Raw genomic sequence first — 12125 nt, forward strand, 5'->3', positions numbered from 1 at the left:
TAGTAACCCTCTACCGTCAACGGTATGGACTTCGCACCCTCAGCCCGCGCCGCCGACCTGATCGAGCGCGTGCGCACATTCATCGAGACGGAGATCGACCCGGTCGAGGAGGGCTACCACCGGGAGGTGGCCGCGCGCCGGGCGGGCGCGGGCGACCCCTGGGAGCCGCTGCCGCTGATCGAGGAGCTGCGGGCCAAGGCCCGGGCGCAGGGCCTGTGGAACCTCTTCCTGCCCGCCGGGCACGAGGGCCCCTACGCCGAGAAGTACGGCACCCTCGGCGGCGCCGGGCTCAGCAACACCGACTACGCGCCGATCGCCGAGCTGACCGGCCGCTCCTTCCTCGCCCCGCACATCTTCAACTGCAACGCGCCGGACACCGGCAACATGGAAGTGCTCCTGAAGTACGGCAACCAGGACCAGCGCGACGAGTGGCTCGACCCGCTGCTCGACGCCCGGATCCGCAGCGCCTTCTGCATGACCGAGCCGGGGGTGGCCTCCTCGGACGCGACCAATATGGAGCTGCGGGCCGTGGTCGAGGGCGACGAGGTCGTCATCAACGGGCGCAAGTGGTGGTCCACCGGTGTCGGCCACCCGGACTGCAAGATCTTCATCGTGATGGGCCTGACCGACCCGGACGCCGACCGGCACCACCGGCACACCATGGTCCTGGTGCCCCGGGACACCCCGGGCGTCAAGATCGAGCGGCTGCTGCCGACCATGGGCATCCACGACGAGCCGCACGGGCACGGCGAGGTCAGCTTCACCGACGTCCGGGTGCCGGTGGCGAACATCATCTCCGGCCCCGGCGAGGCCTTCTCCATCGCGCAGGGGCGGCTCGGCCCGGGCCGGGTGCACCACTGCATGCGGCTCATCGGCCTCGCCGAGAAGGCCCTCGAACTCGCCTGTGAGCGCGGGCTCTCCCGGATCGGCTTCGGCAAGCCGCTGATCAACCTCGGCGGCAACCGCGAACGCGTCGCCGAGGCCCGGATCGCCATCGACTCCACCCGCCTCCTGGTCCTCCACGCGGCCTGGAAACTGGACACCGGCGGTCCGCTGCACGCGCTGAGCGAGGTCAGCCAGATCAAGGTGGCGGCGCCCAACATGGCCCAGCAGGTGATCGACTTCGCCATGCAGATCCACGGCGGCGGCGGCCTCTCCGACGACTTCCCGCTCGCCGCGGCCTGGACCAACGCCCGCGCCCTGCGGCTCGCCGACGGCCCCGACGAGGTGCACCGCGGCATGATCGCCCGCCTGGAGCTCGGCAAGTACGGGGCCAAGCGATGAGCCGCCGGGTACTGGTCACCGGCGGTGCCTCCGGGCTCGGCGCCGCCCTCGCCGCCGCCTTCGCGGCCCGCGGCGACCGGGTCCTCGTCACCGACATCGGCGCCGAGCCGCCCGCCCAACTCCCGCCCTCCGCCTCGTACGTGCGGCTCGACGTCACCTCGCAGGAGGACTGGGACGCGGCCCGGGAGCGGGTCGTGACCGAGTTCGGCGGGCTCGATCTCCTGGTCAACAACGCGGGGGTGGCCGCGGGCGGGCGGATCGAACTGCTCGACCTCGACGAGTGGCGCTGGATCACCGAGATCAACCTCTTCGGCGTGGTCCGCGGCTGCCGTACCTTCACCCCGCTCTTCAAGGAGCAGGGCTCCGGGCACATCGTGAACACCGCGTCCATGGCGGGGCTGGTGCATCCGCCCGCGATGAGTTCGTACAACGCGGTGAAGTCGGCGGTGGTCGCGCTCAGCGAGACGCTCCGCTTCGAGCTGGAGCCCTTCGGGATCGCGGTCTCGGTGGTCTGCCCCTCCTTCTTCCGTACGAACCTGGCGTCCTCGATGCGCGGCAGCGACCCGATGATGCAGTCGGTCGCCCGCAAGCTGATCGAGAGGTCGCGGCTGGGCGCGGAGGAGATCGCGGCGATCGTGGTCAAGGCCGTCGACCGGCGCACCCCGCTGATCCTCACCGACAAGGCGGGCCGCCGCGCCTATCGGGCGAAGCGCTTCCTCGCGCCGCTGTACGTACGGCAGATGCTCGCCTTCGGGGAGAAGCTGCGCCGCGGCGGTGAGCAGGCGGACCGTGAACAGGCCGCCCGCGCAAGGGAGTCGGCGCCCGCGGCGGCAGAGGGCGAGCGATGAGCAGGCGAACGGTACTGATCACCGGGGCGAGTTCGGGGCTCGGGGAGGAGATGGCCCGTCAGTTCGCCGCGCTCGGCTGGGACTTGGCGCTCTGCGCGCGGCGGACCGAACGCCTGGAGGCGCTGCGCGAGGAGATCACCGCGCGGCACCCGGAGCGCACGGTGGCGCTCAAGGCGCTCGATGTCACCGACGGCGAGGCGGTGTTCACCGTCTTCGGTGAGTTCGCCGCCGAGTTCGGCACCGTGGAGCGGGTGATCGTCAACGCCGGGCTCGGCAAGGGCGCGGCGTACGGCACCGGGCGCCACGACGCCAACCGGCAGACCGCGATGACCAACTTCGTCGGCGCGCTCGCCCAGTCGGAGGCCGCGATGGAGATCTTCCGCCGCCAGGGGCACGGCCATCTGGTGATGATCTCCTCGGTCTCCGCGCTGCGCGGCATGCGCAAGGCGATGACCACCTACGCGGCGACCAAGGCCGGAGTCGCCGCGATGGCCGAGGGGCTGCGCTCGGAGCGGGTGCCGGGCGTGGACGTCTCGGTGGTCTACCCGGGCTACATCCGCTCCGAGATGAACGCCCACGTCCAGCAGAAGACCAGGTTCATGGTGGACACCGCCAGCGGGGTCAGGGCCATGGTCGCCGCGATCGAGAAGCGCAAGGCCAAGGCGTATGTCCCCGTCTGGCCCTGGGTACCGATCGCCACGGCCATGAAGCTGCTGCCGCTGTCGGTGGTGAGGAGGCTCGTATGACCGAGGCCCGCGCAAGGGTTTCCGGTGCCGGTGAGGTCCGCGGCGAGGACGCCTTCGACGTCCAGGCGGTGGCCGCGTGGCTGCGCGCACACGCCGAGGACACCACCGGGCTCGAAGGGACCCCGGAGGTACGGCAGTTCAGCGGCGGCGCCTCCAACCTCACCTATCTGCTGCGCTATCCGGAGCGGGACCTGATCCTGCGGCGCCCGCCCCGGGGCCAGAAGGCCAGGAGCGCCCACGACATGGGCCGCGAGTTCCGCATCCAGTCGCAGCTCGCCGGGGTCTTCCCGCACGTCCCGCGGATGGTGGCCTTCTGCCAGGACGAGTCGGTGATCGGCTCGGACTTCTATGTGATGCAGCGGCTCGCCGGGCCCATTCCGCGCAAAGAGCTGCCGCGCGGCCTGGAGTTGAGCCCCGAGCAGGTCCGGCGGTTGTGCACCAATGTCATCGACCTCCTGGTCGACCTGCACTCCGTCGACCCGGCCGAGGCGGGGCTCGCGGACCTCGGCAAGGGCGAGGGCTATGTGGGCCGCCAGGTGGCGGGCTGGTCGGGGCGCTACCGCAAGGCGAAGACCTGGAACGTCGGCTCCTTCGAGAAGGTGATGGCCTGGCTGGACGCCCACCAGCCCGCCGACCGCCGGATCTGCCTGATCCACAACGACTTCCGCCTCGACAACGTCGTGCTCAGCGAGGAGGACCCCACCCGCCCGGCCGGTCTGCTCGACTGGGAGATGGCCACCCTCGGCGACCCGCTGATGGACCTCGGCGGGGCGCTGGCCTACTGGGTGCAGGCCGACGACTCCCGCCTGTTCCAGCAGTTCCGCAGGCAGCCCACGCATCTGCCCGGGATGCTGACCCGCGCGGAGGTGGTGCGCTACTACACCGAGCGCTCCGGTCTTGAGGTCACCGACCGGCAGTGGGCCTTCTACGAGGTCTTCGGCCTCTTCCGGCTCGCGGTCATCTGCCAGCAGATCTACTACCGCTACCACCGCAAGCAGACCACCAACCCGGCCTTCCGCAACCTCTGGCTGGCCACCCGGATGCTGGAACGCCGCTGCCTGAAGATCATCAAGAGGGCGGGCCGGTGAGCGTCCTGCTGCTCGTACGGCACGGGCAGGCCTCCTTCGGCGCGGCCGACTACGACGCGCTCTCCGAGACCGGGCACGAGCAGTCCCGGCTGCTCGGGGCCGCCCTCGCCCGCCGGGGGATCACCCCCGCGGCGGTGCTGCGCGGCGGCATGAAGCGGCACGAGCAGACCGTGGCGGGGCTGCTCGACGGCGCGGGATGGCAGCTGCCGCCCACCCAAGTGGACGCGGACTGGGACGAGTTCGACGGTGACGGGGTACTGGAGGTGCTGCGGCCCGAGTTCCGGGACCGGTCCGTCCTCGCGAGTCACCTCGCCGCCGCCGAGCACCCCGGGCGGGCCTTCCAGGCGCTCTTCGAGGAGGCCACCGACCGCTGGCGCGCGGGCGCCCACGAGGGCGAGTACGCGGAATCCTTCCGGGCCTTCGGCAGCCGGGTCGAGGCGGCGCTCGGCCGGGCCGCGCGGCTGCCGGGCACCGTGCTCGTGGTCACCTCCGGCGGGCCGCTGGCCACCGTGGTCTCCCGGCTGCTCGCCGGGGACGACTCGCTGTGGGGACGCCTGAACCCGGTGATGGCCAACTCCGCGGTCACCAAGGTGGTCTCGGGCAGCCGCGGGATGACCTGCGTCTCCTTCAACGCGCACGAACACCTGGAGCACGAGCGGGAGTTGCTGACGTACCGCTGAGGCCCGCGGCCGCCCCGGGCCCGCTCGCCGACAGGGCGGCGGGCCCGGGACGGACCGACTCGGCCCCGTTCAGCCGATCGCGACCCGCAGCAGGGTGTCCGAGCCGGGCGGCTGACCGCCGTTGCCGTCCGCGTTGGTGGTGGACAGCCACAGCTCCTCGGCGCCCGGCACCTTGGTGGCCGAGCGCAGCCGCCCGTAGGTGCCGACGTAGAAGGCCTTCGCCTCGCCGACCTCCTCGCTGTTCTCGTCCAGCGGGATCCGCCAGAGCCGTTCGCCGCGCAGCGAGGCCATGTAGACAGCGTTGTCGACGACGGCGATCCCGCTCGGGGAGGCCTCCGCGGTGCTCCAGGTGTACTTCGGGCCAGTCGTCCCCGGCTCCTCGCAGTCGCCCTCGCACTGCGGCCAGCCGTAGTTGGCGCCGGGCTTGATCAGGTTCAGCTCGTCATGGGTGTTCTCGCCCAACTCCGCCTCCCAGAGCCTGCCTTGGGCGTCGAAGGCGATGCCCTGCGGATTGCGGTGGCCGAGGCTGTAGACGTGGTTGCCGAAGGGGTTGTCCGGGGCGGGCTCGCCGTCCGTGGTCATCCGCAGGATCTTCCCGTTGAGGGAGTCCTCGTCCTGGGCGAGGGCGGAGTCCTGGGCGTCGCCGGTGGTGGCGTAGAGGTAGCCGTCCGGGCCGAAGGCGAGCCGGCCGCCGTTGTGGTAGCGGTTCTTGGCGATGCCGTCGAGCAGCACCGTGTACCCGCCGAGCGAGGAGCCGTCCCAGGTCATCCGGGCGATCCGGTTGCCCTCGGAGGAGGTGTGCATGACGTAGACCCGGTGGTTGGTCTCCCACTCCGGGTCGACGGCCACGCCCATCAGGCCGCCCTCGCCGCCGGTGGTCTCGGACTCGGGGACGGTGCCCAGCTCGGTGCGGGTGCCGTCGGGCGTCACCGAGAAGAGGCCGAAGGAGTCGCGTTCGGTGACCAGGGCCGCCGAGGCGTCGGGCAGCCAGGAGACGCCCCAGGGGATCGACCAGCCGGTGGACAGGGTGCTGACCTCGGTCGGTTCACCGGCGGCCCCGGCGGGCGGTGCGGCGGCGGCACCGGTCGCGCCGAGACCGGCCGCCGCGAGCAGCGCCGTCGAGACGGCGGCCAGCACGGCCCTCTTCCTGGTACGTGCGGGTACGGACATGTCGCTCCTTGGGGGTGAGCTGCTGGTGTGGGGGTGGCCGGTGAGGCGGCCGTCGGCGAGCAACACCGTGTTGCGAAAGGGGAGTTGCCCCTGATTCAGGGTGCGTGAGCCGGGGCCCCGGGTACAGGGCCGGGAGCGGATATTCGTCCGGCGCGGCGACCGGCCCGGTGCGCGCCGCCCGTGGAACCCTTGCCGTGGGGCGGCCGCCCGGCCGTCGCGGCCCTACGACAGATCGGCACCGCACATGCTGAACGGCTCCCCGCTGAACGGTTCCCTCGCCGTGGTCACCGGCGCCTCCAGCGGCATCGGCGCCGCGACCGCGGAGGCGCTCGCCGCCGAGGGCGCGGACGTCGCCCTGCTCGCCCGCCGCCACGACCGGCTGACCCGCCTCGCCGAGACCCTCAACGCCCGCGAGGGCGGCCGGGTCCGCGCCTACGAGGCCGATGTCACCGACGCCGAGGCGGTACGGGCCGCGGTCGACGCGGCGGCCGAGGACGGCGGCGGCATCGACATCCTGGTCAACAACGCCGGGACCGGCGTCTGGAGCCCCGCCCTGGAAGCCGAGTTGAGCGACTGGCACACCATGGTCGAGGTCAACGTCAACGGCGTGCTCAACACCGCCCACGCCGCGCTGCCCCACCTGGTGCGGGCCGCCGGGGGCGAGCGGGGCGTCGCCGACCTGGTGACCGTCAGCTCGGTCGGCGGGCGCCGGGTGCCCGGCCCGTACAGCAATGTCTACGCGGCGACCAAGCACGCCGTCGGCGCCTTCACCGAGGCCCTGCGGCAGGAGTTCGCCCCCGAGCACGTGCGGGCCGGGCTGGTCGAACCCGGCATCGTGGTCACCGAGTTGACCACCGCCCGCCGGAAGTACGCCCCCGACGCGGGCAGCCCGAGCGGCTACGGCTTCCTCCAGCCGGAGGACGTGGCCGCCGCCGTCGTCTTCATGGTGACCCGGCCCCGCCACGCCGCGGTGAACGAGATCCTCGTACGGCCGACCGAGCAGATCCGCTGAGCCGGGGCGGGGCGGTGGGCGTCAAGTTCCGTATGGGCGAGCGGAGTTGACGGCCGCTCGCGGGGCGGGGCGCGCAGCCGGTGGCGCGGTCCCTCGCCCTTGCCCGGTGGACCGGCTCCGGGAGGGACGGAAATCACTCGTCACCGCTCGCCCCGCCGGGTACCGTCGCGGGAGTTTCCTCGCTGCTGGGAGCCCCGGAGAGCTGTGCGCGGGCGCCCCGGCAGTCCCCACGGTGAGAGAAGGTCCGTCCATGGCATGCCGCATCAGTGAGCTCATCCTCGGTTGCCGCGATCCCGAGCTCCTCGCGCGGTTCTGGTGCGAGGTGCTCGACTTCGTGGTGCTCGACCGCGAGGAGGACGGCAGCCTGGAGATCGGCCCGCGCGAGGGCTTCGGCGGCCCGCAGCCGACGATCGTCCTCAGCCGCAGGGACGAGCCGGAGCCCGGGAAGCCCCGGCTGCACATCGACGTCAACGCCACCGACCGCGATCAGGACGCCGAGCTGGAACGCCTCCTGAAGCTCGGTGCGCGCCGGGCCGACGTCGGCCAGACCGGCGAGGAGTCCTGGCATGTCCTCGCCGACCCCGAGGGCAATGAGTTCTGCCTGCTCAGGACCCGTCTCGCGCCGCTCTGAGGCTCCTCGCCGGTGACGCGTCCGCCCCCGGGCGGTCGTGATCGGCCGTCCGTCCCCGCGTCCTGCCGCCCGCCTCCTCGAAGAACCCGAGGAGGCGGGCGGCCGGTTTCGCGCGCCCGGCCGGGGGTGCCGGGCACGCGGGGCGGTTACGGGTTCGGGCGGTTCCGGGTACCGCAGGCTCAGGCCACCGCGGCCGGGCGCAGGGCCTCGGCGCCGTGCTGGAAGACCATCGCCGAGTAGGTGGCGCCGAGTCCGGAGGCGACGTACACGTAGTGGCGGCCGCGCTCCAGGCCGCCGGCGGCGCGCAGTTCGGTGTGGTTGACGAAGACGTCCGAGGCGAAGCAGTGGCTGTACTCGGGGAGTTGGTCCAGATAGACCATGTCCGGGTCGATGCCGAGCAGGGCGACGGTCTCGTTCATCGGGGCGTTGTGCGGGATCACCCGGTGGATGTCGGCGAGGGTGAGCCCGGCCTCCTCCACCGCCTCCCGCACCACCTCGGCGAGCGCGCGGGCCCCGTCCCTCCCGTACTCCCGGGACTGCTCGACGGACATCAGGACCCCGGCGGCGTACTGGCCCATGGTCCTGGTGGCGTACGAGAGGACGCGGTCGCCGGGCACCTCCTGCGGGGCGATGAGCAGGGCGGCGGCGGCCTCGCCCATCAACGCCCCGCTGTTGTAGAGGAGTTGGTTGCCGGGGGTGAAGGCCTTGTCGCCGGTGACGACGAGGGCGCGGGCGTAGGGGTCGCCGTCGTCGTCGAGCAGCAGTCCGGCCAGGTCGATCGCGGCCAGGCCGGTGGCGCAGTTCTGCTGGGTGAGGGCGAAGGAGGCGGCGTGCTCCAGGCCGAGCGCGTCCCGGATCAGCGAGGCCGCGTCCAGGTGGGAGGGGGTGACCTCCTGGGTGGAGTGCACGTAGAGCAGATAGCGGATGTCGGTGGGGTCCGGCACCTGGGCGACCAGGCGGCGGGCGGCGGGCAGCACCAGGTCGAGGAGCCCGCCGTCCGGATCCAGGCGCAGCCGGCGCAGCCCGTGCACCTTCCGGAGCAGCCGCACCTGGGCGCGCTTGAGGCCGAGCGGCTCGGCCAACTCCTCGATGGCGTACGAGCGTTCGGGCAGGAAGGATGCGACGGCTGCCACGGTGGCGATGCGGTTCACACGGTCTCCTTGGCGGTCGGCGCGCCGGTGCCCGGCCCGCCGTGGTCGGGGATAGTCGGGGTCCGGCGCCCGATGGCCAGCGCCATCACGGCGGCGAGCAGGCACAGGGCTCCGGCGCCGTACCAGGCCGAGGCGTAGTCGCCCAGCTCGTCGCGGACCGCGCCCGCGAGGATCGCCGCGGCGCCCGCGCCGACCTGGTGCGCGGTCCACAGCCAGCCGAAGACGACCGCGGAGGCGGCGCCGTAGCGCTCCTGGCACAGGGCGAGCGTCGGCGGGACGGTGGCCACCCAGTCGAGCCCGTAGAAGATCGCGAAGAGGAGCATGCTGGGGGTCGCGCTGCGGTCGAAGAGCGAGGGCAGGACGAGCAGCGAGCCGCCGCGCAGCCCGTAGTAGACGAAGAGCAGGACCCGGGGGTTGAAGCGGTCGGTGAGCCAGCCCGAGGCGACGGTGCCGATCAGGTCGAAGATGCCCGCCATGGCGAGCAGTCCGGCGGCCGTGGTCTGGGGCATCATGTGGTCGCCCGCGGCCGGGATGAAGTGGGTCTGCACCAGGCCGGTGGTGGTGGCGCCGCAGATCGCGAAGCCGCCGAAGAGCATCCAGAAGGCCCGCCCGCGCCCGGCCCGCCACAGCACCTGGAAGGGGCCCGTGACGCCCAGGGGGTTGAAGTCGGCCTGGTCGGGGGCGACTTCGGGGCCCTTCGCCTCGGCCGTGCCGACCGCATCGGCCTCCGCTTCTTCCTCGGATGCGCCGAAGGGGCGCTGGCCGACGTCCCGGGGGTGCTCCCGCAGCAGGAAGAGGACCAGCGGGATGACCCCGATGGCGGCCGCGGCCACCGTGAAGGAGGCGAGCCGCCAGCCGGTGTGCTCCACCAGCCAGGCCAGCAGCGGCATGAAGACCAGCTGCCCCGCGGTGCTCCCGGCGGTCAGCACCCCGGTGACAAGGCCGCGGTGCTTGGCGAACCACCGGTTGGTGACGGTCCCGACGAAGGCCAGCGCGACCGCCCCGCTGCCGGTGCCCACCAACACGCCCCAGTACAGGGTGAGTTGCCAGGGTGCGCCCATGGCGGTGGGCAGGGCGCTGCCGACCGCGATGAGCAGCAGGGAGGTGCTGACCACCGGCCGGATGCCGTACTTCTCCATCCAGGAGGCGGCGAACGGGGAGACGGCCCCGTAGAGCACCATGTTGACGGAGGCCGCGGTGGCGATGGAGGCGTGGCTCCAGCCGAACTCGGCGTGCAGGGGGTCCATCATGACGCCGGGTACGGCGCGGAAGCCGGAGGCGCCGGTGAGCGCGAGGAAGGACACCCCGAGCACGATCCACACCCAGGGCAGGCGTGAAGTGCCGCGCGGGCGGGGGCTGTTGGCGGCGGATGCGGGTGCGGGCGGTGCGGGGCCGGGGCCGGTGGTCGCGGGGTCGGGGGTCTCGGTGGGGGTGTCGGGTGCGGTGGTGTCGAGCTTGTCCATCAGTGCTTCCTGATCGGCCGGTGGCGGGGACGACCACGGGCGCCCCGGCCCCCGCCGCGCGGGCGCGGGCCGGGCCGCCGGGTCATCCGGCTCGTCGGGCGGCCCTGGCCTTCGCCACCGGGACGACGCTCGTCCCGGTGGCCCGGCAGACCACCTGGGGTTCGGTGAGGACGACGGCGCTGCTGGCGCCCTCCTCGTAGCGGGCGGCGACCACCTTGCGCGCCTCGAAGGCGATGGTGCGGCGCAGCCGTCCGCGGTGCCGCACGGTGCCGGTGACCTCCAGGAAGTCCCCGGCGCGCACGGGGGCGGTGAAGTCGACGCTGCTGTATCCGGTCAGCAGCCCCTCGTCGCCGTCGGTGCGGATGGTCAGATAGGTCGCCACATCGCCGAACAGCTCCAACACCCGTGCTCCCGCCACGAGTTCACCACCGTAGTGCGCCTCACCGGCACCGATGCGCACCCGCAGGGTGACGCTCGGCCCGGCCTCGTCGGTGGCGTCCGACTCGCTCGCGGGAGCGGGCGCGGGCGCGGCGGGCGGGGGAGTCGGCGGGGCGGGGGTGCGGGCGGTGGTCACGAGGGGGGTGCTCCCTTCCGGCTGATCGAACTGATCGAACTGATCGAGCTGATCGAGTTCATCGGCCCGATCGAGGTGGTCGAGGTGGTCGAGCGGGTCGAGTTGATCGAGCGGGTCCTGCTGCTCCTGCTGGTCCCGCGAGTCCGGTGGTTTCGGCCGACCGCCGTCTGCGGGAACGGGAACGGGATCGGGGACGGGGGCGGCGGGAACGGGGACGGCGAGGGCGACGGCGAAGACCAGGTCCTGTTTGTGACTGATGCTCAGGGACAGTGTCCCCAGGCCGAGTTCACGGCGCCGCGCCTCCGCGCTGCCGGTCAGCCGGAGCAGCGGGCGGCCCGAGGCGGCGCGGTCCACCGCGATGTGGCGTGGCCGCACCGGACCGAAGAGCCCGCAGTCCAGGACCTTCAGCACGGCCTCCTTCGCGGCGAAGCGGCCCGCGAGAAACTCCCGCCTGCGCGCCGGTCCGAGGCCCGCGGCCAGGGCGAGTTCGGACTCGGCGTACAGGAAGCGGGTCAGCCACGGCCGCCGCAGCAGGGCGTCGACCTCGTCGAGCCGGAGCAGGTCGGTGCCGAGGCTCGGCGCCGGGACGGCGGGCGGCGGTCCCGGCGCGGCGCCCGCCTCGCGGACCCGGCGTAGGGGCGGGGCCTGGGTCATGCCGGTCCTCCGGTGCCGGTCAGGTCGAGTACGGCGGTGGCGCGGGCGCCCGAGCGGGGGTCGGCGTCGTGCAGGACCAGGGTGTCGTACCGCTCGCGCCACTCGGGCAGGCGGCGGCTGAGCTCCAGCCAGACGCCGGTGCAGTACGTGTCGGGGCGGGCCCGGTGGACGTCCACGCCCGGGGTCTCGGGCACCTCGGTGCGGGCGCCGGTGACCAGGAGCCGGGCCCCGGCCGGTGCCTCCGCGAGGACCGCGCCGAGCCCGCCGAGGTGCTGGCCCTCGGTGCCGCTGCGCAGTACCCGCGGGTGCCCGTCCCCCTCGGCGTCCACGGCCAGCAGGACCGCGGAGTCGACGAGCCCGCTGTCGTGCGCCAGCGGGTCGTACACCGGCAGCGAGGTCTGTTCGAGGACCGCGATCAGGGCGCGGGTGCCGCGTCCGCCGCGCTGGTGGGCCGCGGCGATCCGCAGCGCGGTGAACGGGGCGAGCAGGCCCTGTTCGGAGACCGCGAAGCTGCGGGCCCGGTTGCCGAGGCGGTGGTTGAGGTAGGAGGCGGTGGTCACGAAGGGGTGCAGATCGGGCAGGGCGTAGGCGAGCACGATCAGGTCGGGGTCCAGCTTCTCGCCGTCCGCTGCCGCGAGCAGGTGGTCGACCAGCTGCGGGAAGCCGACCTGGGGGCCCGCCGACCAGCGTGCGGGGTCGACCTCCGCCCCGAACGGCCGGACCAGGTCCTGGTGGTACCGGACGAGGTAGGGGATCTCGGGCGGCGGCCCGGGCGGCGGGGAGACGAGGTGCCGGGTGGCGGTGAGGTGGGGCATGCCGGGGCC

General features: G+C 73.1%; 12 protein-coding genes. 7 read left to right on the forward strand and 5 right to left on the reverse strand.

The features are described from left to right. Positions 1 to 24: 24 nt before the first annotated feature. The 5 genes from MID12_RS24915 to MID12_RS24935 are packed head-to-tail and all read left to right on the forward strand — an operon-like array spanning position 25 to position 4646. The gene (locus MID12_RS24915) at positions 25 to 1284 is read left to right on the forward strand and encodes an acyl-CoA dehydrogenase family protein (protein ID WP_040254087.1); all 1260 of its coding nucleotides are present in this window, start codon (positions 25 to 27) and stop codon (positions 1282 to 1284) included. Continuing rightward, positions 1281 to 2132: an SDR family NAD(P)-dependent oxidoreductase gene (locus MID12_RS24920; RefSeq protein WP_040254089.1), complete on the forward strand. Its 852-nt coding sequence runs from the start codon at positions 1281 to 1283 to the stop codon at positions 2130 to 2132. The genes MID12_RS24915 and MID12_RS24920 overlap by 4 nt, the downstream gene beginning before the upstream one ends. After that, positions 2129 to 2878, forward strand: a complete 750-nt coding sequence (locus MID12_RS24925) for an SDR family oxidoreductase (RefSeq protein WP_263170863.1) — start codon at positions 2129 to 2131, stop codon at positions 2876 to 2878. Before MID12_RS24920 ends, MID12_RS24925 begins: the two co-directional genes overlap by 4 nt. Next, positions 2875 to 3966 (forward strand): phosphotransferase family protein, encoded by a 1092-nt coding sequence (locus MID12_RS24930; protein ID WP_040254093.1) that lies wholly within the window; start codon positions 2875 to 2877, stop codon positions 3964 to 3966. The genes MID12_RS24925 and MID12_RS24930 overlap by 4 nt, the downstream gene beginning before the upstream one ends. Then, positions 3963 to 4646 (forward strand): histidine phosphatase family protein, encoded by a 684-nt coding sequence (locus tag MID12_RS24935; protein ID WP_040254101.1) that lies wholly within the window; start codon positions 3963 to 3965, stop codon positions 4644 to 4646. Before MID12_RS24930 ends, MID12_RS24935 begins: the two co-directional genes overlap by 4 nt. A 69-nt stretch (positions 4647 to 4715) precedes the next feature. Here MID12_RS24935 and MID12_RS24940 read toward each other — a convergent pair whose 3' ends face one another. Next, on the reverse strand, positions 4716 to 5816 hold the full coding sequence (locus tag MID12_RS24940; protein WP_263170865.1) for a PQQ-dependent sugar dehydrogenase: 1101 nt from the start codon (positions 5814 to 5816) through the stop codon (positions 4716 to 4718). A 244-nt stretch (positions 5817 to 6060) separates the two neighbouring features. On the opposite strand from MID12_RS24940, the gene MID12_RS24945 reads away from it, so the two are divergent. Both MID12_RS24945 and MID12_RS24950 read left to right on the forward strand, forming a co-directional pair. After that, the gene (locus tag MID12_RS24945; protein ID WP_263170866.1) at positions 6061 to 6828 is read left to right on the forward strand and encodes an SDR family oxidoreductase; all 768 of its coding nucleotides are present in this window, start codon (positions 6061 to 6063) and stop codon (positions 6826 to 6828) included. 250 nt (positions 6829 to 7078) lie between these two features. Then, on the forward strand, positions 7079 to 7459 hold the full coding sequence (locus MID12_RS24950; RefSeq protein WP_040254104.1) for a VOC family protein: 381 nt from the start codon (positions 7079 to 7081) through the stop codon (positions 7457 to 7459). Positions 7460 to 7638: 179 nt separating this feature from the next. On the opposite strand, the gene MID12_RS24955 is transcribed toward MID12_RS24950, so the two are convergent. From MID12_RS24955 to MID12_RS24970, 4 genes are all read right to left on the reverse strand, one after another. Then, positions 7639 to 8610: a 3-oxoacyl-[acyl-carrier-protein] synthase III C-terminal domain-containing protein gene (locus MID12_RS24955; protein ID WP_263170868.1), complete on the reverse strand. Its 972-nt coding sequence runs from the start codon at positions 8608 to 8610 to the stop codon at positions 7639 to 7641. Next, positions 8607 to 10073, reverse strand: coding sequence for an MFS transporter (locus MID12_RS24960; RefSeq protein ID WP_263170869.1), 1467 nt, complete (start codon positions 10071 to 10073; stop codon positions 8607 to 8609). Before MID12_RS24960 ends, MID12_RS24955 begins: the two co-directional genes overlap by 4 nt. An 82-nt stretch (positions 10074 to 10155) precedes the next feature. Further along, positions 10156 to 11301, reverse strand: a complete 1146-nt coding sequence (locus MID12_RS24965; RefSeq protein WP_263170870.1) for a 4'-phosphopantetheinyl transferase superfamily protein — start codon at positions 11299 to 11301, stop codon at positions 10156 to 10158. After that, complete coding sequence (locus MID12_RS24970) at positions 11298 to 12116, reverse strand: hypothetical protein (RefSeq protein WP_040254108.1); 819 nt, start codon at positions 12114 to 12116, stop codon at positions 11298 to 11300. Before MID12_RS24970 ends, MID12_RS24965 begins: the two co-directional genes overlap by 4 nt. Positions 12117 to 12125 lie beyond the last annotated feature (9 nt).

It is taken from the genome of Streptomyces sp. SCSIO ZS0520, assembly GCF_025643355.1.
Lineage (GTDB): Bacteria > Actinomycetota > Actinomycetes > Streptomycetales > Streptomycetaceae > Streptomyces > Streptomyces physcomitrii.

Excerpts from the sequence above, each read along its gene's own strand:
- MID12_RS24915 (WP_040254087.1), top strand. The coding sequence starts at position 25 with ATGGACTTCGCACCCTCAGCCCGCGCCGCCGACCTGATCGAGCGCGTG.
- MID12_RS24920 (WP_040254089.1), top strand. The coding sequence starts at position 1,281 with ATGAGCCGCCGGGTACTGGTCACCGGCGGTGCCTCCGGGCTCGGCGCC.
- MID12_RS24925 (WP_263170863.1), top strand. The coding sequence starts at position 2,129 with ATGAGCAGGCGAACGGTACTGATCACCGGGGCGAGTTCGGGGCTCGGG.
- MID12_RS24930 (WP_040254093.1), top strand. The coding sequence starts at position 2,875 with ATGACCGAGGCCCGCGCAAGGGTTTCCGGTGCCGGTGAGGTCCGCGGC.
- MID12_RS24940 (WP_263170865.1), bottom strand. The coding sequence starts at position 5,816 with ATGTCCGTACCCGCACGTACCAGGAAGAGGGCCGTGCTGGCCGCCGTC.
- MID12_RS24945 (WP_263170866.1), top strand. The coding sequence starts at position 6,061 with ATGCTGAACGGCTCCCCGCTGAACGGTTCCCTCGCCGTGGTCACCGGC.
- MID12_RS24950 (WP_040254104.1), top strand. The coding sequence starts at position 7,079 with ATGGCATGCCGCATCAGTGAGCTCATCCTCGGTTGCCGCGATCCCGAG.
- MID12_RS24960 (WP_263170869.1), bottom strand. The coding sequence starts at position 10,073 with ATGGACAAGCTCGACACCACCGCACCCGACACCCCCACCGAGACCCCC.
- MID12_RS24965 (WP_263170870.1), bottom strand. The coding sequence starts at position 11,301 with ATGACCCAGGCCCCGCCCCTACGCCGGGTCCGCGAGGCGGGCGCCGCG.
- MID12_RS24970 (WP_040254108.1), bottom strand. The coding sequence starts at position 12,116 with ATGCCCCACCTCACCGCCACCCGGCACCTCGTCTCCCCGCCGCCCGGG.